This window comes from Armatimonas sp. (genome assembly GCF_964826245.1).
In genome coordinates, this window is record NZ_CBAYMC010000041.1 from 1 (window position 1) to 22,448 (window position 22,448).

Consider the following 22,448-nt stretch of genomic DNA (forward strand, 5'->3'; position numbering starts at 1 on the left):
GATAATCACGGTTTCATCTAAGCCGCCGAGGAGCGACATTCTTCGGCCCGACGGCGGATCAAGCGCGACGGTGAGGAGGCTGTGGTAGCGGCGGGTGGCGCAACCGGCGAGTGTGCCTGAGGCGAATCCGCCGATTCCGTTGGTGAGAAGCCATTCTTTGGAGGCGAGTTCTTCGAAGGTCATAAAAGTTCTCCCCCTCCTCCGGGATACCCTCCTCCCCCTGCCCCTCCTCCCAATCCTGCGGAGGCAGGTTGGGAAGAGGGGGGTTGCGAGGAATTGCTGGCTCCCCTCCATTCCCTTCCTCCCAGGATTGGGAGGAGGGGCAGGGGGAGGAGGGTATCCCGGAGGAGGGCTACAGCTTCACTTCCAGCGTGGCGGTGACGCCGACGCCGGGCACGCGCTTGAGGGTTTCGAGGCTCTTGACAGCACGATCCGAGATGGGAATCAGGCCGCGCACGCGCACGGTAGGCTGGATAATGCGCTTCTCACCCTCCATCTGCGCGACGGCACGAACGGTGTCTACGAGGCGGCGTGGCCCGTTGATCTGTGCAGCTCCTGCGTAGGTGCCGTTGCCCACCGTCAGAATCGGGACGACCTTGGTCACTGCCTCATCGCCGATGTCTTTGGTGCGCGTGACTTCGTTGACGAACGTATTGATATCGGGGCCGAAGCGATCAACGGCAAAAAGAATCGCGGCGGCCTTGATGGTCTTATCCAGCTGGGCACGGACGGGTGGGGCTTGCCCAAGGACAATGCCAAGAGCAATAAAAGCGAGGGTATGGGGCAATTTCATCTCTAAAACTTTCTACTACCGGCCTGAAGGTACTGCTCGGGGAGCCCGGTACGACGAGGAGTCAATCACTTCGACTTCTATACTGCCATCCGGAAGTTGCACTCTCCGGTAGCTGGTCACCGATGAGCCCCCGGAGGAGTTATAGCGACGTGAGCCTGCGTAGAAGGAGAGAACTTTACGTTCCGAAGGCTTGGTGCCATAAATTCGGTAGGTGAGCGAGTCTCCATCCGCCTTACCCCCGATAAAGATAGGGCCGTCGGTCGAGTTCTGGAACTTAAAGTCCACGGCCCCATAGGCCACAGCAGCGTCGCAGCCCACGCTGACGTAGCGAACAGGCATGGAGTGATTCGAGCGATCCACAATCTTCAGGTCCGCGCGGATCACGGCATTGTAGAGCGTGGTAGAGGTCTGGCACACCCCGCCCCCGACTCCGTCCACCACCAAGCCATCCTGGTACTGATGGGCCATCTTCCAGCCAAACTCCGACTCGCGTGGCCCGACAATATCGTTATAGGAGAAAACTTCTCCTGGCCCAAGAAGCGTCCCGTTGATTTTTGTGGTTGCCAGTGCGACATTGGTCTTACGGGCACGGGGCGAGCCGCTATAGTCTGTCGTGTAGGAGCCCATCAGAGTCCCCATCTTCCCAAGATCCTCCGCGGTAACTTTAGGCAGCTCTTCTCTGACAATTATGGTCGTCGTTTTGCCGCTAATGAGAGAGCCCATACCACCGCTAAGAAGCGCCGCTTTGGTGGCTTCCACATCGAGCTCAATTCCCTTTTCCTCTTTTTTGACCAACGACAGACCGCCCCCGGACTCCATCTTGGCACGCGCATTCTGAGCGGGCTTTCGAACCGCTTTGGCAACACGTCCCAGATAGGTATCCAGCTTGGCGGGGTTCAGCTTAAACTCGGGGTTCAAGGTGATGTTACGCTCACGCTTGCCGTGGTAGAGGCGCTCAAAAAAGTTATCGTCCTTGCCGAGCTGCCACGCTGCATTGACCGCAGGCTCCAGATCAAAGCGCCCACCAAGCTCCCCGAGGGTAATCGCCCACTTCTTCTCCGACTTAGGAGCCATGAGAACAACCGCTCTCGCCAGATGCTCTCTGGCCCACACACGCGCCTTTTCTTCGGCGTCGCCTCTTGAGAGCCCGCTGACATCGGCCTCCCCAATTCGAACGCCGGGCGCGATACTGTCTGTACCGGGGAGCGAATGGGAGTAATTGACCACCGCACCCGCTCCCGCAGCACCAAGAGCAACGAGCACGGTGGAGAGACCAAGGACAAAGCCGCGCGAGCGACGCGGTGACTCTGCGGAAAATTCGGAAAATTCGTTGTTGGTTTCTGAGCTTGTCATGCGAGTTGTTCGTTGCGGTTAGAGACTAGGAAAGGGACTGAGTTTCAGGCTCTTCGTGTCTCTCAATGGCGGAGATACGTTGTCGGAGTAATTGTACCTCCTCACGCAAAAGACGCAATGCCTCCGCGGCAGGGTCGGGAGCGTTGAGGGCGGCATCCATCACGGGAGCCAGAGCAAGGTTTTTTTCCTGTCCCACGATGCGGGCGGGGATTCCCACCGCCGTGGAGTCGGGTGGGACGTCGCGAATCACGACGGCATTGGCCCCGATCCGGGCCTTGGCTCCAATCGTGATGTCACCCAGAATCTTTGCTCCCATACCAATAAGAACGCCATTTTCTATCGTGGGGTGACGCTTGGTTTTGGAGAGGCTCGTTCCTCCCAGAGTGACATTGTGGTACATCAGCACATCATCGCCGATAATGGCCGTCTCCCCGATCACAACTCCCATGCCGTGGTCAATGAAAAAACGCCTTCCAATCGTTGCTCCCGGATGGATCTCCACACCTGTCATAAACCGCGACCACTGAGAGACCCAGCGCGCCGCCGTTTTGAGGTTGTGTATCCAGAGCCGATGTGCTAAGCGATGATAGAGCACCGCCCAGAGTCCCGCGTAGGTAAAGACTTCCAGAAGATTGCGCGCGGCGGGATCTTTCTCGAAAATCGTGGTGATATCCTCGCGGAGACGGGCAAACATACGGGGCTTATTTTATCACCTGCGCTGCCGCGTCTTTGCGCGCGATGACTAGCTCACCGTACATCCGAAGATACCGATCGATGTACTGGCGGAGTGCCGGATACTCCGTTGCCGGGACCGTAGCTCGGCGGTCTTGTACCTCAATGGAGATCGTCAGCTTGCGCCCCTCTTGCTGCACGGTTCGGGAGAAACTACCCAGAGCACTCTCTCCTGAGATGGGTTTGGGGATATACAGATAGCTGTAGCCCTCGGGGATCGTCACCTCAAGGTTTGCACGCATGAGGCGAGGCTCGGACTGGTAGATGGGGTAGAGGCGATTGTCTTCCACAAAGGGCGAGGCAAACGCGGGGCTCGCTTGGTCGGGACGCGCCTTGAAGAGAAGCAGGTCCCCGCTGACGGTGGCCCAGTTGGCAAACCGAGTCTTGCTGGAGATACTCAGAGGGGTGTCCCGGTTGCTGATATCCGTGAGCTGAAGGCTCTCAATGCGCGGGTTGACGCCAATGCTGCCCAGAAGTGCCTCGGCGTATTTCTTGCGCTCATCGTTGCTTTTAACCACCAGGTTGGCGCGCAGACTAAGCTCATAGTCGCCGGTGCCAGAAAGCTGGACGGTTCCCATTGCCGCTCCTTCGGAGTCCAGCACAACCGATGCTTGCTGGAGGTTGAGTGCCTCCGCTGGGCTCGCCTCGGGAACGGTCTCAAAGACCGCTTTACCGTCTTTGATGACCAGCACTTCGACCCCACGATCTGCCTGAGGAATATCTCCAAAGCGACAGACCTGAGCCGTGGCATCGAGCCAGTAGGTCTTTCCGCCCACTTGAGCCTGACAGATGGCGTGGTTGAAGGCATGGGGTGAGGGCAGCTCGACTTGCTGGGGGAAGGGCTCACCCGCCTGAAGCAAGACCGGGTGCGCCGTGATCCCAGCGGCCCGTAGCAGTGCCACCAGCAGGGTCGCCATGTCTTTGCAGTCGCCGTACTGGACCGTCAGAGTCCGGCTTGCCGGGCGGGGCTGGTAGGCGGAGATGCCTAGCTCGATAGCGACATAGCGGGTCTTGTCCTGAACATAGTAGAAGATCGCCCTCGCCTTCTCCTCCTCCGTACGGCAGTTCTTGGTGAGCTCTTGCGCCATCGCGGTCACGGTGGGGTCGCCTTGGCTCGCTGCACGTGCAAGCTTGGTGTACCAGTCTGCGACACTCTGCCAGCTAGGCACGGTGGAGACGGTCAGCTTGGGAAGCTGGCGCTCTGCCGGAGGCATGAGGGGCTCGATATTGAGGGGCGCGACGTTTTTTTGTTCCCAGGTGTAGACCACGCTCTTACTATCGGGCGCCGTACGGATGGTCGGCTCGATGGCGCTATTGCGAAGCTTGCGGGCGAGCTTGAGTGTGGACGGAACGGTGATGCGCAGGCGGGTGTGCTGGACGGGATCGAAGCCGCCCTGGAAGTACCACTGGAACCAGAAGTGCCCAGGCAGGGGCGAGGTCTTCTGCTCGGTGACATACTCATACTCAATCAGGCAGCCCGGCTCGACGGCAGGCATGGAGAACGAGAGGACCTTGGCATCGTCGTAGCCCTCGCTGGCGGCACCGCTTCGCACCTCGGTCGGCTTGACCTCGACAACAACTCCATTGGGCCGAAGTGTTCGGGCACGGATGAGTTTTACGGTCTCGTAGCTCCCGTTGTAGGGGATCTTGATCTCCGCCTCTTGCTCCCGTCCGCGCTGGTTGAGAATCTTAATCGCCTGCCGCGTGACGATCTTAGCGGAGCCATCCGGGCGAACCGTGATATCGGCAAGGTCCAGCAGAGTCGCCTTTGCCGCATTGGGAAACTCAGACGCTTGCGGAGCGGACGCGAGCAGCGCTTTAAGCTCGGCAACATCTGTCTGAGTGAGTGCAAGAATGGGAATCGGGAGCCACATGGCGGTATTATATCTCCACGTCCGCCACCCTGACTTCTATCAAGCCTGCACGGCGTGTCGTTTATCCTACGTCTGATGGAAAACCTATGGCAGAAACCGACCTGCATCGCCGAAGAAGCCAGTAGGCGTCAGGCGGCTGAGGAAGAAATCACACGCCTCAAGGCAGAACTCGATCGCCTCTCTCCAGCAAAGAGGGCGATATAATACTCGTGCCATGTTTACCCGCAGACACTTTCTGACTACCCTTGCCTTTGGAGCACTGACGCCCCCCGCGATTGCCGCCGCTCAAGAGGACACTCCCAAGCCTGAGCCTGCGAGTGATAACATGGTGGAGCTGCATAGGATTCGCATTGTGAACCGTCGCTTGGGCACCATTCAAGTTTCGACCAATGAAGGCGATACGTGGTCCGTGGTGGGGCGGGTGACCCAGCCAAGCACAGGGGCAAGTGAAGGCTATATCGCAGCGGAGTACGCCCCTCGTGGCTCCGTGGCTGCCGTCGCGGTGCACGGGCTCCGTATTCGTGTCTCCGGCGAAGATCCTCAGCTTCATGCGCCTTTGGTGCTGGGAATCTCCCCCAAAGAGCTCTCGGGAGATAAAGCCAACTACGGCTACGGGGGGCACCGAGCCGGCACGGTGGGCATGAAGACCGATATTCCCGCAGGCACGTCCATCTTTCGGGAGCTCGCGCCGTTGCCAGGCAACATGGTCTACACAGAGTCGCGCACGGGCAAGCTAGTTCCCTTGCCCGAAGACTTCAAGCCGTACGGTCAAGGAGAAGTGCTGGTGATTCTGGTACGCGTCCCCACCAAGCGCCTCTCGGAGCTGGTGATCGAAAATAAGCTTGGTGGGAAAGTTACCGGCACTTTTATGGGTGGCGAGAGCCGCGTCTTGACACAGGTCGTCAAGCCGGTGCAAGGGGTGGGGCGCTTCGATGGGACAAGCTACACGGGTGTGGGGCGGATCAACACGGCACACACCGGCGTGATCACGGTCTCAACGGCTCCCATTGACGCGCGCTCGCCCGAAGGCGAAGGCAAGGAGCGGCGTGGAGGCTTTCAGATCTCGCCGGTCTGGCACAATGGTCGTACCGAAGAGCATGGGGCTCCGATGATGCTTCTCCTTGGTACGGTGGGAGTGGATGGCAGGCCCACTCCGCGTCGCAAAGACCTGGAAGGGACGGCACCACTCTTTTTGAACCATATTGGCCTATTTGGCGAGAGTGCTCTGGTTGACTGCCAAATAGATGGAGGAGACTGGGAGCCACTCCCAACGGTTCTCGGGGTGCGGCTCGATGCCTTCATGGCGGATGGCCTTAACGATCTCTGGAAAGCGGCAGGGAGCCCGCGAACCGCGAGCCGAGGCGTGACAGCGCTCCGGCTGCGCTTGCCTCAACCTACTGTGGAGACCATGAAGCTCGTGGTCGAGACGACACTGGAGCGCTACAGAAGCGTGCGCCTGGCGGAGGCCAAGACCAATAAAACGCCGATGGTGAGTGGTGTGGTGACGATCAACCCCACCCTGACAGATCCGACCCGCGTCGCGTTTGTGCGCCTCACGGTAGATGGCAAGATCAAGGCGCTAAAGAACTTCGCGCCCTTTATCATCACGTGGGACACCACGCGCCTTGCCGACGGCGAGTACTTTATCGAGGTTGAGGCGATGGACTCTAGCGGAGCAGTCTTGGCCACCACTCCGCGTCGTGTTTTTGTTCTTAACCGGAAGACCGTTACGGTCGGAAACTAGAGTATTAGAACTGTGCGAGCTTGAAGTAGGTGAGCACGTAGACCGCAATAATAATGCGCAGCAGCCAGACCGTGAAGTTTTTGTGGCGGCGGGCAAGCAGTGGGGCAAGTAGCACGGCGGGCATACACGAAATGGACTTGACGAGCACAAACGTCACCGGGTGAACATTAAATGTCCAAGCGAGTAAGTGATTCGCCTCGACCGCATGGCCCATGGTCACCCAGTAGAGGGTGGTGAACATATCTGCCATGCAGATCACGGCCAGTAACAGTGCCTCTTTCTCGGCGGCACGCCGGAGAACGAGCGGTCCACGAAAGAGGAGTCGTAGGTCGTTGCGGCGCTGCGCAACTGCATCCAGAATTTCTGCCTGAGTCACAGAGGGAGTATCCTTCTTGTCATCGTCCAATATTTTCGCACCGTCTCCGACGCTATGGAGTGGGGCTGAGGTGAAACTCTCGGTAGCCCGTCTGATCCACAATGTAGCGTGAAGTCATTCCTGTGTCCGCAGAGAGCCAGAGTGTACTTGCTGTGCGCTGCTCTATCCCAAGCTGTGCAAGCGGGATCGTGCAGGAGAGAGTGCGACTGCTCGGTGGCGGCAAGGTGGGAGAGTGCAACGTTCGTGCCACGAAGGCTCCCGTGCTGCTGCGTGCACGAAGGCCATAGCGAATGCCAGGGTTGGTGGTTCCGCGTAGCTCCATGGTCACCTTGAGTAGCTCTCCTTCCACTGTCGCGGCGAGCTGGGTAATATCGCTGCCGGGGTTTGCGAAGCGCACCACGTCATCGCCCTGAGCATCCCGAATTTTTGCGGGGTGTTCCGTGTGAAGTTGGGGAGCCGTGAGCTGTCCAAAAATCTCATTCTCTCTCAAAAATGATCGGAGCTGGCGACCACATAGCTCTAGCTGAGAACTATACCGGTTCAGTGCGCTTGTCTTAGCTTTTTGGGCCTCTGTGCCTAGGGGGAGTGTTTGCCAGTGGGTGTCGGCTTTAGAGAAGCCTGCAGGCGGAAGGAGAGGGTCTTGTGGAGAGTAGCCTTGTGGCAGTGGCCAGTCTCCCCGATGGACAATGTAGTAGTGAAGCTGTGGATTTGGTGATGTTGGGGGCAGGTTGGTGACGGCTGCTTCCGTGAAGGCCGCGGCCATACTATGATCGGCGTGATCGTCTGCGGGATGCGTCACGTAGACATCCGTCGGCCTAAAGGACTCCAGAAGCGCCGTCAGGTCTCTCGTAACATTCTGGCCGCAGTACGGCCCGCGTGGCGTGGAGCTGCGCTGGGTAAACCGGGAACGAAACGGCTTATTAGGGAGCCAGTTGGTCTCCCAGAGCGCGCGGAGACCTTGGTCGGGGTAGCCTAAAAACGTGACCTCTTTTTGCTCCACCCCAAGCTGGCGTAGTGCGGCGAGGGCCTCTTTCTGGCGTAGCTCCCCGAGGTGGACATAGTCGTGGGCCTGGGGCGGAACTCGACGTGCGACAAGGGCGCAAGCGGCGGGAAAGGCATCGCCATTGGTGAGAAAGACGACATGGACAGGAGTTCCCTTTTTGCGCGCTTGAGCGATCAGCCCCCCGGCCCCAAGAGTCTCATCGTCACAGTGCGGTGCAACGATTAGAAGGCGCTGCGGATTTGTGGGAACCGGAAGCACCGGAAGGGCGACGTTAGACTTTGCATGGGCAATCAAGTGAAGATTGCCATAAAAGCCAATCGAGATCAGCCCGATGAGGAGAGCCGGAGAGAGGGTTGCAATTAAGACATAGCGCTTCCAGCGGGGCCAGCTTTGAACCGCCTGAATCGTATCTCTCCAGTGAATGTGTCGCAATCGTGCAGAACCTCCATGAAAAACGACAAAAATAGAGAGCGGAGTGAGTGGGATTCGAACCCACGAGACCTTTGACAGCCTACACGATTTCCAATCGTGCTCCTTCGACCAACTCGGACACCACTCCAGAACAGGATCAATTCTACCGCCTTTTGTGAGATTTGCCAAGATAGGGGATACTGAGGCCATGAGAATCCTTTTAACCCTCTGGGCGCTCGTCATTTTCCTGGTGCCCGCCTCCGCTCAGACGGGGCTTTTGAACCATCCTCAGGCGAAGTTTTTCTCCCATGAGGGCAATATCGCGTTTCTGGCCGCGGGACTTATGCAGCGCGACTCACGGGAGCGAGCACGGGCATTGGTAACCAGCACGGTGATTGTCACGAGCCTGAAGTATCTCACCCACGAGCGACGCCCGGATGGCACCACGTCTGACAGCTTTCCCAGTGGGCACGCGGCGGCGGCGTTCACGATTGCGGGGCTTGCGGCCAGCAAGGCGCACACCAAGACCGAGGCGGCTCTCTGGTACCTGGGAGCCGCCCTGATCAGCGATAGCCGGGTCAGCCTGAAGCGCCACTACCCCCATGATGTCTTGGTCGGGGCAGCTCTCGGGCTCCTCGTGGCCCGCACCCCGACACTACGCGTTCGCTTTTAGCAGCCCGTACTCAATCGAGTCCACAATCGCTTGCCAGCTTGCCTCGATTAGGTTTGGGCTAACCCCCACGGTAGACCACATGTGCCCGTGGTGGTCTGTGGACTCTACAATCGTACGGACTTTGGCCGCTGTTCCTTCGCCACTGGTCACAATACGTACTTTGTAGTCCGTGAGAGCAATGTCTTTAAGCTGCGGGTAGGCGGGCTCAAGGGCCTTGCGGAGCGCTAGATCCAGGGCATTGACGGGACCATCGCCCTCGGCCACGGCCAGAACCTCTTCGCCATTGACCAGAAGCCGCAGAGTCGCCTCCGTCACCGGGACATCGTCGCTGGCACGCTTGCCGATAAAGACACGAAAAGTCACCAGCTCAAAGAACGACCTATAGGTGCCAGTGGCTTTCTTGAGGAGAAGCTCAAAGCTCGCCTCGGCAGCCTCAAAGGCATAGCCCTGGTGCTCTAGGCTCGTGACCGTCAGGAGCAGCTCTTTCGCGACGGGAGATTTTTTATCTAAGACATAGCCCAGCTCCGTGGCCTTCTGTGCAATACTGGCGCTTCCCGCCTGCTCACTCACCAAGATGCGGCGCTGGTTGCCGACACTACTGGGTTCGATATGGTCGTAGGCGCGGGGCCACTTGGAGATGGCATCGGCGTGGAGCCCCGCTTTGTGGGTAAAGGCATTGCGGCCCACAAACGCCGCCTTGGGGTGCGGGGAGAAGTTGGCAACTTCATCCACAAAGTGCGAGAGTGTGGTTAGCTCCTCCAGCGCACCTTCGGGAAGACAGTCGTAGCCGAACTTGAGGCGCAGGTTGGCGATCACGGGGATGAGGTTGGCGTTGCCGGTGCGCTCGCCGTAGCCATTGACCGTCCCCTGCACCTGAATCGCTCCTGCACGGACGGCAGCGAGCGCATTGGCCGTCCCGCAGTCACCGTCGTTGTGTGGGTGCATCGCGATTCGGGTGCTAGGGAACGCCGCCACCAGTGCCGCAATTGTCTCACTGACTTCATGGGGAAGCGCTCCACCGTTGGTATCGCAGGGACAGAGCCAGTCTGCTCCACCGGTAACCGCCGCTTCCAGACAGGCACGAGCGTAGGCTTCATCGTCTTTGAAGCCATCGAAGAAGTGCTCCCCATCAAAAATCACTTCTTTGCCGTGCGACTTAAGAAAGGCCACGGACTCCTGGATCATCGCCAAGTTCTCCGTGAGCGGGATACGGAGAGTCTCGGTCACGTGGCGCGAGTGTGTCTTGCCGACAATGGTCACCACAGGGGTTCCGGCTTCGAGTAAGAAGCGCAGAAGCTGGCTCTCCTCGGCAGTCTCACCAGGCTTGCGGGTCATTCCAAATGCGGCCAGCTTTGCGTGCTCCAGTGGCTCGGCTTTTAGGCGAGCGAAGAAATCCGTGTCTTTGGGAACCGCGCCCGGCCAGCCGCCTTCGATGTAGTCAATGCCAAAGGCATCGAGTCGCCGGGCGATGCGCAGCTTGTCTTCCACGGAAAACGAGACCCCCTCCATCTGGGAGCCGTCGCGCAGGGTCGTGTCGTAGATAAAAACTTTCATAATAAAGCCTCCAAGGAAACCTCCGGCTTTAGCCGGGGGAGGAATCGTGAACCGCATGGAAAGTTTTGCGATTGATTCTGAAATTCTGTTTGCATTTTGTTTTCCCTTGTGATACTCTGTCCGTTAGTAGAGTTTTCGCTTTGTGGCTCGTCCCCACAATAGTTAGGAACTTACCTTTGAATCATGACAGAAACCCGTAGCAGTCGGGTAAGGCAATCGCGTGGACTGCATCCTATGCGCGAGCTTCGGTTTATACAAAAATCTGTTCAAAGATATGACGATATGGCTCTGCCTTGCTTCCTGCCTGCAGGAAGATCGAGGTCGAACACGGGGCAATGTAACTTGCCCTATAGATGGGACGATAGGTTTGCCTTTCGTCACTGTCAAAGCCTTCGGCTTTACCCGAGGGATCAGTTACGTTTCTCCAGTAATTTTTCGGGTTTAGCTACGCAAAACAAAAGCGCCCCCACACAAAGAAGAGACGCTTGCTAAACCCATCACGGGCGCGACCCTGCGCCCGTCAAGCCTCCCTATTGTTGAGGACGCGGGGTAATCTGTGCGATGCCACCCGAGCGGTGAAAGAAGTTCATGTGCGCTTGTTATATCACAGCTATTTTCGGACTGCCGAGTTCTCGCTCTTCCAGCGCCGCGCAATCTGAAGGGCGATATCACGCAATAGTGCATCACGTCGTGCAGGAAACTCCTCAGGGGAGCAGATGCTATTCTGAGTCATTCGAGACCCACGATAAAGAAGCTCGATATCGTCAACGGATAGGATCGTGTGGCCCTCATCCAGCTCAACCCGGCGTTTGAGTATCACCTTATACGATAGCATGCCCCAGCCTGGCCTGTCTTTAATAAGAACATTAGAGCTCCCCCCAATCTCTATAACAATTGAGAGGCGCGGTGGGCTATCACTGAGGGGCTCATCGGGATTTTCTGGTGGGGTGAAGGGAATCCCTTGGGCACGCAAAATGCCCTCCACCCGATTATCATCCCTCTCTTCTTTCGTACGGGTGAGAGCGCTGCCGCCCATATTAGTTTTTGGTGGTTGCCAGTTTGCCTCAAAGACACGAGGTTTTTCAACGAGCGGTTTGTGAATGACAAAGATATCGTCGATCACCGTGTTATGGTAGAGGCGAACCGCCTTGGGATACTTCCAGTCAGGGTTGCGAGCAGGCGTGGTAATGTACCGGTAGAGTGCCGTGGCGCAACCGGCAAGAAGTGTTCCCACGATGAGGGTAACTTGCCAGCGAGTGAGTTTTGGATTCCACATAAGTTTCAGCTCACTTTTCCCCTTGAAACTCTGGGCTGTTGGCAGATTTCCAGCTTTTTGCTAGGGTCTCCAAGGCTAACCCAACGGCTTCATCTTGTCTTGCTTCCCGTGTTTGCGGTGAGGCAGTACCTACAGAGTTCCAAAGACCAATTTCGCTAGGCTGCACACGGACACGAAGAGGAGTGGCGGCCTGTAGGCTAGCATAACAATCTCGCTCCAAAATCAGCTCATAGCTGAGATGTCCCCAATCCGGTTTCCCTTCGATGATGGTTCCATCACCGGCGACTTTGATGGTGACATAAAGGGGAGCTCGTCTTGGAGATTTCGAGGTTTGGGAGTCATTGGTTTGCACAAGAACCCCCGAGCTCTCAAGATAGGCAAGTGCACTCTGCCGAAGCTTATCTTCACGTGTTAGCTGTGCTTCAAACAGAGCACGTTGCTGAGCACGTCTTTGCGAGGAAACCCTTGTGGGCTTGCTTAGTTGCTCAACTAGTTTCTGCTGTATTTCTAACTGTGTAGAGCGTCGCACTGGTTGATTTAGCTCTTTTTCTGATGGTGCAGGTATACGCCGTGGGGTGAGTGGCCCGAACTCGAACTCTAGGCTTACAACTGCTGTGTTGTACAGGGGCATAGCGTCCCGTGCATCATCTGCGGGAGGAGGGAGTGCGGTGAAGAATTTGTAGAGCCCTAAACTCACCAGAGGAATAAGTAGGGCTCCAATAGTCACAAGCTGTTTGAGAGAGAGAGGCCGGTTATGCATCCTAATGTGTTTGGAGCCCATTGAGGCTCTATCGCTTCAAAATCACAACGCTGCTAGCACCGCCTCTGCCATGGCGTGGCTACCGACCGTGGTTTCGCCGTTTTGGGCGATGTCGGCGGTGCGCAGGCCGCTCTCCAGGACTTTCTCTACGGCGGTCTCGATGCGCTTTGCCTCGGTCTCTCGGCCAAAGCTGTAGCGCAGGAGCATGGCGACGGAGAGAATAGTGGCCAGAGGATTTGCGATTCCCTTGCCTGCAATATCGGGCGCAGAGCCGTGGCAGGGCTCGTACATGCCAAACGTGCCCGTGCCTAGGCTCGCGGAGGGGAGCATTCCCAGCGACCCGGTGAGCATCGCGGCCTGATCGGAGAGGATGTCACCAAAAAGATTCTCGGTGACGATGACGTCGAACTGCTTGGGATAGCGCACCAGCTGCATCGCCGCGTTGTCCACGAGTAGGTGCGAGAGCGTGACATCAGGGTACTCTTTAGCCACTTCCTCCACCGTCGAGCGCCACAAGACACTGGTCATGAGCACGTTTTGCTTGTCCACGGAGCAGAGCTTTTTGCCGCGCCGTTGCGCCGCCTGAAAGCCGACATGGGCAATGCGCACGATCTCATCTTTGGTATAGACGCACGTGTCAATCGCACGCTGGCCGTCGTTGGACTTGGGCTGCCCAAAGTACATACCGCCGGTTAACTCGCGCACCACAAGCACATCCAGGCCACCTTCTAGCAGCTCGGGCTTGAGACTGGAGGCGGAGACCAGCGCGGGGTAGCAGATCGCGGGGCGCAGGTTGGCGTAGAGACCGAGGTGCTTGCGCAGTGGCAGAAGTGCACCCCGCTCAGGTCGCAAGTTGGGGTCGGGGATCACGTCCCACTTGGGCCCGCCGACTGCGCCTAGCAAGATCGCATCGCTGGCTTTACAGAGCTCCAGGGTGGCATCCGGGAGCGGATGGCCGGTCGCATCGTAGGCCGCGCCTCCGACCAGTGCCTCGGTCAATTCAATATCGGGGGCGACCACGCGGAGGACACGAGTGGCCTCCGCCACAATCTCAGGCCCGATTCCATCACCGGGCAATACAGCAACTTTTGGCATAGCGGTTTATGGTACCACGGAGCCCTAACACTGAAGTATACTGTCACAAATGAGTAGGCCAGTGATTGTGGGGATCGGGGAAGTACTGTGGGATTTGTTGCCCGATGGAAAATTTTTAGGAGGGGCACCTGGAAACTTCGCTTTTCACGCCAGTCAGCTCGGAGCGGAAGGAATTGTCGCCAGTGCCGTGGGGCGCGATGCGTTGGGGGATGAGATCATCGAGCGCCTCGACAGCCTCGGCCTCTCCACGGAGTACGTCCAGCGCAACGACGCGCCCACGGGCACCGTCACCGCGACACTTGACGCCGAGGGAAAAGCGACCTACATCATCCATGAAAACACCGCCTGGGATCAAATCCACATTGGAGAGGACGATGCCTGGGGTGCACTAGCGCTACGTGCTGATGCTGTCTGTTTTGGCAGTCTAGCCCAGCGCACCTCGGAGTCTCGGAGCTCCATCCAACGATTTGCTTTTCTCGCCAGCGTCCGGCCTCGATGCCTCCGTATCTTCGACATCAACCTGCGCCAGAGCTACTACTCACAAGAAGTGGTGGATACCTCACTCCTACTCGCTGATGCCTTTAAACTCAACGATGAGGAGCTGCCCGTTGTCGCGGAATTGCTGGAGCTTGCAGGCAACGAAGCAGAGCTTGTCGCCGCGCTCTGGGAGAAGTATCCGTCGCTCCGAGTGGTGGCGCTGACGCGTGGCGCAAGCGGGAGCACGCTCTTTACGCGCTTCCGGCGCTCTGACCATCCGGGCTATCCGCTGGCGGAGGGCGTGACACCAGATACCGTGGGAGCGGGTGACTCGTTCACAGCGGCGCTTGCCGTTGGGTTACTGCACTTTGATGATCTGGACACCCTCCACGACAAAGCGAGCAGATTAGCGGCTTTTGTTTGCTCACAGCCCGGCGGGACACCGCTACATTCGGGTACAATGCCTCCGTTATGAAAATGCAGGAATATCAGGCCAAGGCACTCTTGGCCCAATTTGGAGTCCCGACGCCTAAGGGGATCGTCTGTACGACCACCGACGAAGTCAAAGCGGCTGCCGAGTCTCTCGGAGGCGGTGCGGTCGTGAAGGCGCAGGTTCTCGCGGGCGGACGTGGCAAAGCCGGTGCGGTGAAAGTCGCCAAGACCGCCGACGCCTGCGCGGAGTTTGCGGGCTCGATCCTGGGCAAGAAGCTCTACTTTGAGCAGGCCAAAGAGGAGCTCGCGATCAACACGCTGCTGGTGGAGGAGCTTCTCCCGATCGCCAAAGAGTACTATCTTGGTGTCGTGGTAGACCGTGACAGCCAGCGCAATGTCTTTATCTTGTCGTCGCAGGGGGGCATGGATATCGAGGAAGTGGCCCACTCCCACCCCGATGCCATTGGCCGCTACGCGATTGATCCTGCGATCGGCATTAAAGACTTTCACATCCGTGAGCTGGCCCGCAAAGGCGGCATCCCGGACTCTGAGCTGGGCAAGCTGGCTCCGTTTATCAAGAACCTCTACGCCGCGTGTGTCAAGTCCGATGCGACTCTGGCCGAGATTAACCCGCTGGTGGTGCTCGCCGACGGTAACTTTATCGCCGGGGATGCCAAGATTGACATTGACGACAACACGCTCTACCGCCACCCGGAGCTGGCCGCTCATGGCGAAGGCTCCGATGAGCTCAACCACTTTGAGAAAGAAGCGCGGCGGCGTGGGATCAATAACTATGTCCACCTGGGTGGCAATGTCGGCATTATCTGCAACGGCGCGGGCCTGGTGATGGGCACGATGGATGAGGTCAAGCGTGCCGGTGGCGAGCCTGCCAACTTCCTCGATATTGGCGGGGGGGCGAAAGCCGAGCTGGTGCGTAGCTCACTGGAGCTGATCTTGCTGGATAAAGATGTCAAGGCGATCTTGATCAATATTTTTGGTGGCATCACCCGCGGCGACGAAGTGGCTAAGGGCATTATCGAAGCAACCAGCACGATGGATATTAAAGTCCCGCTGGTGGTTCGTCTTGCGGGAACCAACTCTGAAGAGGGCCTCGCGCTCCTCAAAGATGCCAACCTCGTGCCTGCCGCCACGATGCAGGAAGCCGCACAGAAAGTTGTCGCGCTGCTGTAAGCAGTCGCAAGAAAGAAGAACTACGATGGCCTGGGAATATAAAATTGTGACCTCTGCGGAAGATGCAGATGATGAGACGATGCTCAATGAGCTAGGCGGCGAGGGCTGGGAGCTGGTCTCTGTGCAGATCAGTGAAGTGACCTATGTCGAAGAGAATGGTGAGAGCGAAGAGGGAGATGAGTTCGTCGAGGAAGTTGCGACGTACTACATGAAGCGGCAGAAATAAGCGAAAAATGGCGATTTTGATTGATGAGACCACAAAAGTGGTTGTCTCCGGCATCACGGGCCGGGAAGGGACATTTCATAGTGGGCAGATGCTCGCTTATGGAACGCAGGTCGTTGCCGGGGTAACGCCGGGCAAGGGGGGACAGACCTGGACCAGCGATGATGGCAAGTACACGGTTCCTGTCTTTAACACCGTCGCAGAGGCTGTCGAGAAGACCGGGGCAAATGCGCACTTTGTCGTCGTGCCTCCCAAGTTCGCCGCCGACTCGATCATCGAGGGCGCGGACGCGGGCTGTGAGCTGATTGTCTGTATCACCGACGGTCTGGCGCAGCAGGACATGATCACGGCCACGGACTATGTCAAGCGTGTGAAGCGTACGCGGCTGATCGGCACCAACTGCCCTGGTCTGCTCTCCGTGGGCAAGGCGAAGATCGGGATCATCCCGCAGAATATCTTCCTCGAAGGCCCTGTTGGTTTAGTCTCACGCTCGGGCACGCTCACCTACGAGATCGTGGATGCGCTCACCCGTGCGGGTCTCGGACAGACCACCGCTGTTGGCATTGGCGGCGACCCGATTCTCGGGATGCGCTTCGCCGATGTCTTAGAGCTCTTCGAGAACGACCCGGCCACGAAAGCGGTCGTGATGGTTGGCGAGATCGGTGGTTCGGATGAAGAGGCTGGTGCGGAGGTCATCAAGCGCATGACCAAGCCCGTGATTGGCTTCATTGGAGGCCGTAGCGCTCCTCCGGGCAAGCGCATGGGCCATGCGGGAGCCATTGTCTCGGGAACCAGCGGCAGTGCGGACAGCAAGATCGCAGCGCTCAACGCCGCTGGAGCCCCCGTCGCGGATACCACCGCCGATATTCCCGGCTTGGTGAAAAAAGCGCTCGGGATCTAGCTCCCTGCCGTCGCAAAGCCCATGCCGCTGGCATGGGCTTTTTTTGTGTTTGGCGGAACTTGTTCATACTTGCTCGCTGTATAATCTGCTCAGAAAGGTTTTCAATCTCATGCGACTCTCGTTTGCAGCGCCTGCCCTCGTCGCTGCGCTCTGTTTCTCTCTCGTTTCTGCGGCTCGTGCGGAGCTTACCGTCGGCGATACAGCCCCGGCACTCAAGGTGGCCAAGTGGGTCAAGGGAACTCCCGTGACGCTTACCAAGGGAAAAGTTCATGTTGTGGAGTTCTGGGCAACCTGGTGTGGGCCGTGTAAGACCAGCATCCCGCACCTGACTCAGCTCGCGAAGCAATACAAGGGGAAGGCAGACTTCACGGGCGTTTCGGTCTGGGAGAGCAACCCACAAGTGCCTCTGACCCTACCGCAGATCACCACCAAAGTGAAAAAGTTCGTCGCGAGCATGGGAGCCAAGATGGACTACAGCGTGGCCATTGACGATAAACCCGAAAAAGGGACAATGGCCTCGCTCTGGATGGAAGCATCGGGCTCCGACGGCATCCCGACGGCCTTTATCGTGGACAAGACGGGGAAAGTTGCCTGGATCGGCCACCCGATGCAGATGGAAGAGCCACTTGCTAAGATCGTCGCGGGCAAGTGGGATGTGGCCGCCGCAAAGAAAAAAGCCGCAGCAGAGAAAGCCGCTGCGGAGAAAGAAGCCCAGCAGCAGCAGGCTGTCGAGGGAAAGCTTCAAGCCTTTGATAAAGAGTTCAAGGCCCTTCTCGAAGCCGATAAGATCAGTGAGGCCCTTGCCTTAGCCGATAAGACAGCCACCGAGAGCCCGATCATGACCGCCCAGATCTCCCAGCTCTACAACCAGCTTGCGTGGACCTTTGTGGAAGGCAAAGAGCAGGTTCCGCCTCCCTTTACCAAGCTAAAAGACTCGGCTCTGGTGATGGCGCAGAAAGCCGTGGAGCTGACCAAGGGAGAGGATGGCATGATCTTAGACACCTTGGCCTTTATCCACTACAAGGCGGGGAACCTCAAGGAGGCCCTGGCGCTTCAGACCAAGGCGGTTGCCAAGCTTCCCGAGGGTCTCCCAGACGATCTCAAGAAAGAAGTGGTAGATCGGCTCGCGCTCTACAAGAGCAAGTCCAAGTAGAACTCTCCGGCGGGGCGCACCAGCGCCCCGCCTTTAAACACTCTGCGCGATCCACCACAAGACGCCGCTGGGATCGAAGAGCACAAAGTCGCGCATTCCCCCAGGGTTGGGTTTCCAGGAATGCTTTGGGCTGGGCAAACTTTTAGCAAACGTATTCAGGCGATAGAATAGAGACATGGCCTTCTCCTGGAAGCGTGCGCGACGGGCGGGAAAGCTCCGCCAGATTCGCGATGTACGTGAGGACTTGCTACGCATGGGGCGCTATGCTCCCGCTCCTATCAACAACACCGCGGCTCCCGCTCGCTTCTGCCCGCACGACTGGACCACGCTTTGGGGCGCGGCTGCCTTGGGCTACACAAAGATCGTCAAGCGCTTTCTAGAGACCGGAGCTGCCGTGAATCCGCGCGATGAGTGGGGGCGCACGCCGCTCTGGTGGGCCGTGGATGAGCGCCGCTTTGAGATCGCGGAGCGCCTGCTCGCCTTTGGAGCCAACCCGGATCTTGCGGATGAAAAAGGCTCGGGGCCTCTGCATCTTGCCATTCGCCGTGGAGATGGTGCTCTGGTCGAGCTGCTCCTGCGCCACGGAGCCACTCCGGAGGGTCAAGCCATTGAAGATCGGCCCACGCCGCTGATGTGGACAGTGCGGCACGGCGATGCGGCTCTTTGTGGCCAGCTCCTTCGGGCAGGCGCAAGCACGGCGACGCGAGACCGCTGGGGCCACACGGCGATTTTCTATGTGCGCCCTGGGACGGCCAATCATGTCCTCCCGTTGCTTTTAGAGGCGGGCGCCTCGCCCAAAGAGCGGGCAGGCGATCACGATACGGTTCTGCACCGCGCCCTCCGAGTGGGAGATGAGCGGCTCTGGAAGGCACTCGTGCCCGGCGACGATCTCCCGGACTTTCTCACGCTCCGTGGCCGCGCCGATGACACACTTCTGCACGCCGCTTGTGAGGGGGGAAGCGCCAAGCTGGTGGCCGCGTTGCTGGATGGGGGAAGCCTGCTCAATGGCCGTAATGCCTTCGGGCACACGCCGCTCTTGGTTGCGCTGACCGCAGAGCACCTGAGAATCACCACTCTGCTGACCCAAGCGGGGGCCCGTGTCGGGTTTCTGGAAGCCATCGCCATGGGAGATGCTGCGCGTGCCGCCGAGCAGTGGCCGCGTCCTGGAACCCTTCTGGATGCGCCTATCGCCGGGCAGGAGACCCCGCTGATGGGCACGATTGCCCGAGGGCGCGCCGAGCTGGCGGAGCTACTGCTTAACGTGGGAGCATCACCCAACGCGGGCACCTACACCCTGGGAACTCCGCTGGACGTGGCCGTGCTGACCGATCAACCCGAGCTGGCACGACTGCTTCTTGCACGCGGAGCCGATCCGAAACAGATGCGCCACGTCAAATCCGAAGAGCTTCGCGAGCTCCTGGGGGAGCTTCCTGACTTGCTCCCGATTGCCCAGACACGCCTGGAGCACGCGCGTGTGGACACCGCTGCCCTCTACGAAGCTGCTGTGATGGGCGATGATGCCCTGCGCTTCTTGCTCCTCTGCGGAGCGGACATAGACACCCGCGACGAGAACCAAGAAACTGCCCTGATCCACGCCGCCCGAGATGGGGATGTTCCCGCCGTCCAGCGCCTGCTCACCTTTGGTGCCAGCCCTGAGGGGGCTCGTGCCGTGGCTACCACACGTCTAGGTGTCCTGGCCCTGCTCCCACTCGCCGATGATTATACGAAAGGCGCACCGTGAATGGATGAACTCTCCCTCGATGAGCGTGAGCGCTATGCTCGCCATCTTCTCTTGCCTGAGATTGGTTCGGCGGGACAGCTTCGATTGGGACAGGCCACGGTGGTCGTGGTGGGAGCGGGGGGACTGGGCTGTCCCGCGCTTCAGTATCTGGCGGCAGCGGGCGTGGGGACGATCCGGATCATTGACGACGATGTGGTAGATCGCTCCAACCTCCAGCGCCAGATTCTCTACTCCGATGCAGAGGTGGGCAAGTCCAAGGCGGAAGTCGCCGCTCAGCGCCTTCGGGCACAGAACCCGCTGATTACGGTGGAGGCACTGGCCACACGGCTGATGGCGAACAATGCCCTTGAGCTGCTCGCCGGGGCGGATGTGGTTGTCAATGGTGCGGACAACTTCCCGACGCGCTACTTAGTCAGTGATGCCAGCGTGCTTCTGGGGATTGCCCATGTTCATGGCGCGATCCATCGGTTTGAGGGTGAGGTAAGTGTCTTTCTTCCCAGTGGCCCGTGCTACCGCTGCCTGCATCCCAATCCGCCCGCTCTGGGAACGGTTCCCTCGTGCAGCGAGGCGGGGGTACTGGGCGTGCTCCCCGGGCTGATCGGGACACTCCAGGCCACGGAGACTCTGAAGCGGATTCTAGGGATCGGCCTGCCGCTTGTGGGTCGCTTGCTTCTCTTAGATGCCCTGACCCTGCGCTTCCGTGAGCTCCGCCTACCACGAAATCCAAGCTGCGCTGCCTGTGGTGACACGCCTAGCATCCGCACTCTCACGGACGCCAGCGGGGTACAATGCGCCTCAGGAGAGAGTGTAAACGAAATGAACGAGATAACCCCGATTGAACTAAAGGCTAAACTAGATCGTGGCGATGATTTTTTGCTGATTGACGTGCGTGAGCCCCATGAGTTTGAGCTGTGCCGGATTCCAACTGCCCGCCTGATTCCCCTGAACACGATTCCGCAGCACTTGAGTGCGCTTGACCCGGACGCGGAGATCGTGGTTCAGTGCCGCAGTGGAAAGCGGAGCGCGGATGCCTTGCTGTTCTTGCAGGCAAATGGCTTCACAAATCTCACGAATCTCAAGGGCGGGATTCTTGCCTGGGCCGACGATGTAGACCCGACGATCACCAAGTACTAGCCACTAGAGATAGAGCCGTGCCATCGGACGCCAGTAGCGGGGGCGGTGCGCTTCGCCATCCCAGATATAAAAGTCGTGCGGGATGGCCTTCGCCGTGAGAATCTCGGTGAGGCGCAGGTTGTTCTCGAAGAGCCCCCGAAACGAGCCGACGGACTCGGTTAAGTCGTAGCGCCCGGAGAAGGCGACGATGCGTGTGAAGACCGTGGGGTGGCGGAGGGCAATGTTCATCGCATGAAACGCCCCGAGGCTACAGCCATGCGCGGCAAGTAAAGAGCTTGTGTTGCGTTTCTCGGTGAAGGGAACGACTTCGTCTGGGAAAGACCAGGGTGCGCACTCCCGCATGGCCAAAGACCAGCAGCTCCATCTCCTGGCTCAGCGCCGAACTGTTCCACTCTCGAACCATGGCATGGAGCCAGAAAAACGAGTCCACCACGTCGGCGACCGACTTGCCATCACCTAAGTCATTCTCTCCGGCATAGACCACCAGCGAGCGGAGCGGCCCGTGCTCTTTGATCACTCTGCCCGGAAGCCGGTCAAAGTAGTGCACGCAGGCCGCCAGAGTCGAGCCTCCAAAGCCAAGATTAAGTGGGGGGCGTGCGCTCTTTCCCATGAGCGGCGCGATATCAAGCTCTAGGGTCTCCCAGAGTCGCACGAACCTCGGGTTCAAAGTACTCCATCACGGCGCTATTGTAGCGCGGAAGAGTGCACCATGCGTGGTACCCTGAGCGGAAATGATGCGCGAGGTTACTATTGCCACTGTCTGTCTGCGTGCGGAGTGCGATGTCGAGGCCAACCGGCAGACTTTCTTGCGCTATCTCCGCGCCGCCAAGGCCCAAGGCGCAGAGCTGGTGCTCTTTCCCGAGGCGGCGCTCCAGCAGAACCCCGGCTGGGGCTATCTCTCGCACGTCCCCACCGACGACGAGAAGGCCTATGTTGCCCGAACGGCGGAGCCTATCCCCGGCCCGAGCTGCGACTGGCTCCAAGCACACGCCAAAGACCTAGGGCTGCACCTCATCTTCGGGATGACCGAGCGGGGCCAAGAGGAAGAAACCGGCAAGCTCTACAATGCCAGCGTCTTTCTTGGCCCTGAGGGCGTGCTAGGCCGCTACCGAAAGCACCGGCTCTGGGACGAAGAAACCGGCGGCAACGAGCACTGTTTCTGGAGCTACGGCGAGCAGGCAGGGCTCGTGGTGGACAGCCCGTTTGGCAAGGTCGGCATGATGATCTGTGTGGAGATGTCCCACGGCTACGGCAAGCGCCTCGCCGAGGCCGGCGCACAAATTATCGCGACCGTCTCGGCGTGGACGGGCGACCATGGCTGGCTCTTTGAAGAATACGCCTCCCAAAACGCGATTGAGTCGGGCTGCTGGCATGTGATCGCCAACCAAGGCGGCACGGTCGGCCAGACCTGGGACTACGGCCACAGCCGCATTGTCGCTCCGGATGGGACGCTGATCGCCAGCACGGGCAAAGACGAAGGCATGGTCGTGGCTAGGATTTTGCCTTTCCCCCTGTGACCGAACCCATCCCAGAACCCATCCCCCCGGCCCCC

General features: G+C 58.8%; 24 protein-coding genes and 1 tRNA gene. 10 read left to right on the forward strand and 15 right to left on the reverse strand.

Annotated features, from left to right (window positions below; genetic code table 11):
- From AC1XOS_RS05895 to AC1XOS_RS05915, 5 genes are all read right to left on the reverse strand, one after another.
- Window positions 1-183 (reverse strand): glycogen debranching enzyme N-terminal domain-containing protein (locus tag AC1XOS_RS05895; RefSeq protein ID WP_481961293.1); only part of this gene is annotated, 183 nt, incomplete at its 3' end.
- Between the two features lie 169 nt (window positions 184-352).
- Window positions 353-793, reverse strand: coding sequence for a hypothetical protein (locus tag AC1XOS_RS05900; protein WP_481961294.1), 441 nt, complete (start codon window positions 791-793; stop codon window positions 353-355).
- Between the two features lie 15 nt (window positions 794-808).
- Window positions 809-2,146, reverse strand: a complete 1,338-nt coding sequence (locus AC1XOS_RS05905; RefSeq protein ID WP_481961295.1) for a VanW family protein — start codon at window positions 2,144-2,146, stop codon at window positions 809-811.
- 25 nt (window positions 2,147-2,171) lie between these two features.
- Window positions 2,172-2,840 (reverse strand): serine O-acetyltransferase, encoded by a 669-nt coding sequence (cysE, locus tag AC1XOS_RS05910; RefSeq protein ID WP_481961296.1) that lies wholly within the window; start codon window positions 2,838-2,840, stop codon window positions 2,172-2,174.
- A gap of 7 nt (window positions 2,841-2,847) precedes the next feature.
- Complete coding sequence (locus AC1XOS_RS05915) at window positions 2,848-4,752, reverse strand: DUF3857 domain-containing protein (RefSeq protein ID WP_481961297.1); 1,905 nt, start codon at window positions 4,750-4,752, stop codon at window positions 2,848-2,850.
- Window positions 4,753-4,966: 214 nt separating this feature from the next.
- On the opposite strand from AC1XOS_RS05915, the gene AC1XOS_RS05920 reads away from it, so the two are divergent.
- Window positions 4,967-6,496: a hypothetical protein gene (locus AC1XOS_RS05920; protein ID WP_481961298.1), complete on the forward strand. Its 1,530-nt coding sequence runs from the start codon at window positions 4,967-4,969 to the stop codon at window positions 6,494-6,496.
- A 4-nt stretch (window positions 6,497-6,500) separates the two neighbouring features.
- Here AC1XOS_RS05920 and AC1XOS_RS05925 read toward each other — a convergent pair whose 3' ends face one another.
- From AC1XOS_RS05925 to AC1XOS_RS05935, 3 genes are all read right to left on the reverse strand, one after another.
- The gene (locus AC1XOS_RS05925; RefSeq protein ID WP_481961299.1) at window positions 6,501-6,872 is read right to left on the reverse strand and encodes a DUF5658 family protein; all 372 of its coding nucleotides are present in this window, start codon (window positions 6,870-6,872) and stop codon (window positions 6,501-6,503) included.
- A 52-nt stretch (window positions 6,873-6,924) separates the two neighbouring features.
- Entirely contained in the window at window positions 6,925-8,307 is a 1,383-nt protein-coding gene (locus AC1XOS_RS05930) for a PIG-L deacetylase family protein (RefSeq protein WP_481961300.1), read from the reverse strand.
- A gap of 39 nt (window positions 8,308-8,346) precedes the next feature.
- Window positions 8,347-8,434 (reverse strand) — tRNA-Ser (locus AC1XOS_RS05935).
- A 60-nt stretch (window positions 8,435-8,494) separates the two neighbouring features.
- Here AC1XOS_RS05935 and AC1XOS_RS05940 point away from each other — a divergent pair.
- Window positions 8,495-8,959 (forward strand): phosphatase PAP2 family protein, encoded by a 465-nt coding sequence (locus AC1XOS_RS05940; RefSeq protein WP_481961301.1) that lies wholly within the window; start codon window positions 8,495-8,497, stop codon window positions 8,957-8,959.
- Here the strand turns inward: AC1XOS_RS05940 and cimA are convergent.
- The 4 genes from cimA to leuB all read right to left on the reverse strand — a co-directional run bounded on the left by cimA (window position 8,942) and on the right by leuB (window position 13,644).
- A complete protein-coding gene (cimA, locus tag AC1XOS_RS05945; protein WP_481961302.1) occupies window positions 8,942-10,570 on the reverse strand; it encodes a citramalate synthase in 1,629 nt (542 codons plus the stop codon). The two genes, AC1XOS_RS05940 and cimA, sit on opposite strands and share 18 nt — an antisense overlap.
- 553 nt (window positions 10,571-11,123) lie before the next feature.
- Window positions 11,124-11,789 carry a hypothetical protein gene (locus tag AC1XOS_RS05950; protein WP_481961303.1) on the reverse strand — a complete coding sequence of 222 codons (666 nt, stop codon included), beginning with the start codon at window positions 11,787-11,789 and terminating at the stop codon, window positions 11,124-11,126.
- A gap of 10 nt (window positions 11,790-11,799) precedes the next feature.
- Window positions 11,800-12,420: a hypothetical protein gene (locus AC1XOS_RS05955; RefSeq protein WP_481961304.1), complete on the reverse strand. Its 621-nt coding sequence runs from the start codon at window positions 12,418-12,420 to the stop codon at window positions 11,800-11,802.
- A 171-nt stretch (window positions 12,421-12,591) separates the two neighbouring features.
- Entirely contained in the window at window positions 12,592-13,644 is a 1,053-nt protein-coding gene (gene leuB / locus AC1XOS_RS05960) for a 3-isopropylmalate dehydrogenase (RefSeq protein WP_481961305.1), read from the reverse strand.
- 49 nt (window positions 13,645-13,693) lie between these two features.
- Here leuB and AC1XOS_RS05965 point away from each other — a divergent pair, with 49 nt between their 5' ends.
- The 5 genes from AC1XOS_RS05965 (at window position 13,694) to AC1XOS_RS05985 (ending at window position 18,021) form a co-directional block, all read left to right on the forward strand.
- A complete protein-coding gene (locus tag AC1XOS_RS05965; protein ID WP_481961306.1) occupies window positions 13,694-14,596 on the forward strand; it encodes a carbohydrate kinase family protein in 903 nt (300 codons plus the stop codon).
- Window positions 14,593-15,744 (forward strand): ADP-forming succinate--CoA ligase subunit beta, encoded by a 1,152-nt coding sequence (gene sucC / locus AC1XOS_RS05970; RefSeq protein ID WP_481961307.1) that lies wholly within the window; start codon window positions 14,593-14,595, stop codon window positions 15,742-15,744. The genes AC1XOS_RS05965 and sucC overlap by 4 nt, the downstream gene beginning before the upstream one ends.
- Before the next feature lie 25 nt (window positions 15,745-15,769).
- Window positions 15,770-15,970 carry a DUF4177 domain-containing protein gene (locus tag AC1XOS_RS05975; protein ID WP_481961308.1) on the forward strand — a complete coding sequence of 67 codons (201 nt, stop codon included), beginning with the start codon at window positions 15,770-15,772 and terminating at the stop codon, window positions 15,968-15,970.
- A gap of 7 nt (window positions 15,971-15,977) precedes the next feature.
- Window positions 15,978-16,868: a succinate--CoA ligase subunit alpha gene (gene sucD, locus AC1XOS_RS05980; protein WP_481961309.1), complete on the forward strand. Its 891-nt coding sequence runs from the start codon at window positions 15,978-15,980 to the stop codon at window positions 16,866-16,868.
- Between the two features lie 109 nt (window positions 16,869-16,977).
- Window positions 16,978-18,021 (forward strand): redoxin family protein, encoded by a 1,044-nt coding sequence (locus tag AC1XOS_RS05985; protein WP_481961310.1) that lies wholly within the window; start codon window positions 16,978-16,980, stop codon window positions 18,019-18,021.
- Between the two features lie 33 nt (window positions 18,022-18,054).
- Here AC1XOS_RS05985 and AC1XOS_RS05990 read toward each other — a convergent pair whose 3' ends face one another.
- Window positions 18,055-18,198 carry a hypothetical protein gene (locus AC1XOS_RS05990; RefSeq protein WP_481961311.1) on the reverse strand — a complete coding sequence of 48 codons (144 nt, stop codon included), beginning with the start codon at window positions 18,196-18,198 and terminating at the stop codon, window positions 18,055-18,057.
- Here AC1XOS_RS05990 and AC1XOS_RS05995 point away from each other — a divergent pair.
- Together AC1XOS_RS05995 and moeB are read left to right on the forward strand one after the other, a co-directional pair.
- Window positions 18,197-19,762 (forward strand): ankyrin repeat domain-containing protein, encoded by a 1,566-nt coding sequence (locus AC1XOS_RS05995; protein WP_481961312.1) that lies wholly within the window; start codon window positions 18,197-18,199, stop codon window positions 19,760-19,762. The two genes, AC1XOS_RS05990 and AC1XOS_RS05995, sit on opposite strands and share 2 nt — an antisense overlap.
- Complete coding sequence (moeB, locus tag AC1XOS_RS06000) at window positions 19,763-20,896, forward strand: molybdopterin-synthase adenylyltransferase MoeB (RefSeq protein WP_481961313.1); 1,134 nt, start codon at window positions 19,763-19,765, stop codon at window positions 20,894-20,896.
- Window positions 20,897-20,899: 3 nt separating this feature from the next.
- Here the strand turns inward: moeB and AC1XOS_RS06005 are convergent, their stop codons facing one another.
- Together AC1XOS_RS06005 and AC1XOS_RS06010 are read right to left on the reverse strand one after the other, a co-directional pair.
- Window positions 20,900-21,238 carry an alpha/beta hydrolase-fold protein gene (locus AC1XOS_RS06005; RefSeq protein ID WP_481961314.1) on the reverse strand — a complete coding sequence of 113 codons (339 nt, stop codon included), beginning with the start codon at window positions 21,236-21,238 and terminating at the stop codon, window positions 20,900-20,902.
- A complete protein-coding gene (locus AC1XOS_RS06010; RefSeq protein WP_481961315.1) occupies window positions 21,144-21,563 on the reverse strand; it encodes an SGNH/GDSL hydrolase family protein in 420 nt (139 codons plus the stop codon). The genes AC1XOS_RS06005 and AC1XOS_RS06010 overlap by 95 nt, the downstream gene beginning before the upstream one ends.
- 64 nt (window positions 21,564-21,627) lie before the next feature.
- On the opposite strand from AC1XOS_RS06010, the gene AC1XOS_RS06015 reads away from it, so the two are divergent.
- Complete coding sequence (locus AC1XOS_RS06015) at window positions 21,628-22,413, forward strand: carbon-nitrogen hydrolase family protein (RefSeq protein WP_481961316.1); 786 nt, start codon at window positions 21,628-21,630, stop codon at window positions 22,411-22,413.
- Window positions 22,414-22,448 lie beyond the last annotated feature (35 nt).

Coding starts and splice junctions, on each gene's coding strand:
- AC1XOS_RS05900 (WP_481961294.1), bottom strand. CDS start 793: ATGAAATTGCCCCATACCCTCGCTTTTATTGCTCTTGGCATTGTCCTT.
- AC1XOS_RS05905 (WP_481961295.1), bottom strand. CDS start 2,146: ATGACAAGCTCAGAAACCAACAACGAATTTTCCGAATTTTCCGCAGAG.
- cysE (WP_481961296.1), bottom strand. CDS start 2,840: ATGTTTGCCCGTCTCCGCGAGGATATCACCACGATTTTCGAGAAAGAT.
- AC1XOS_RS05915 (WP_481961297.1), bottom strand. CDS start 4,752: ATGTGGCTCCCGATTCCCATTCTTGCACTCACTCAGACAGATGTTGCC.
- AC1XOS_RS05920 (WP_481961298.1), top strand. CDS start 4,967: ATGTTTACCCGCAGACACTTTCTGACTACCCTTGCCTTTGGAGCACTG.
- AC1XOS_RS05940 (WP_481961301.1), top strand. CDS start 8,495: ATGAGAATCCTTTTAACCCTCTGGGCGCTCGTCATTTTCCTGGTGCCC.
- cimA (WP_481961302.1), bottom strand. CDS start 10,570: ATGCGGTTCACGATTCCTCCCCCGGCTAAAGCCGGAGGTTTCCTTGGA.
- AC1XOS_RS05950 (WP_481961303.1), bottom strand. CDS start 11,789: ATGTGGAATCCAAAACTCACTCGCTGGCAAGTTACCCTCATCGTGGGA.
- AC1XOS_RS05955 (WP_481961304.1), bottom strand. CDS start 12,420: ATGCCCCTGTACAACACAGCAGTTGTAAGCCTAGAGTTCGAGTTCGGG.
- leuB (WP_481961305.1), bottom strand. CDS start 13,644: ATGCCAAAAGTTGCTGTATTGCCCGGTGATGGAATCGGGCCTGAGATT.
- AC1XOS_RS05965 (WP_481961306.1), top strand. CDS start 13,694: ATGAGTAGGCCAGTGATTGTGGGGATCGGGGAAGTACTGTGGGATTTG.
- sucC (WP_481961307.1), top strand. CDS start 14,593: ATGAAAATGCAGGAATATCAGGCCAAGGCACTCTTGGCCCAATTTGGA.
- AC1XOS_RS05975 (WP_481961308.1), top strand. CDS start 15,770: ATGGCCTGGGAATATAAAATTGTGACCTCTGCGGAAGATGCAGATGAT.
- sucD (WP_481961309.1), top strand. CDS start 15,978: ATGGCGATTTTGATTGATGAGACCACAAAAGTGGTTGTCTCCGGCATC.
- AC1XOS_RS05985 (WP_481961310.1), top strand. CDS start 16,978: ATGCGACTCTCGTTTGCAGCGCCTGCCCTCGTCGCTGCGCTCTGTTTC.
- AC1XOS_RS05995 (WP_481961312.1), top strand. CDS start 18,197: ATGGCCTTCTCCTGGAAGCGTGCGCGACGGGCGGGAAAGCTCCGCCAG.
- AC1XOS_RS05990 (WP_481961311.1), bottom strand. CDS start 18,198: ATGTCTCTATTCTATCGCCTGAATACGTTTGCTAAAAGTTTGCCCAGC.
- moeB (WP_481961313.1), top strand. CDS start 19,763: ATGGATGAACTCTCCCTCGATGAGCGTGAGCGCTATGCTCGCCATCTT.
- AC1XOS_RS06005 (WP_481961314.1), bottom strand. CDS start 21,238: ATGCGGGAGTGCGCACCCTGGTCTTTCCCAGACGAAGTCGTTCCCTTC.
- AC1XOS_RS06015 (WP_481961316.1), top strand. CDS start 21,628: ATGATGCGCGAGGTTACTATTGCCACTGTCTGTCTGCGTGCGGAGTGC.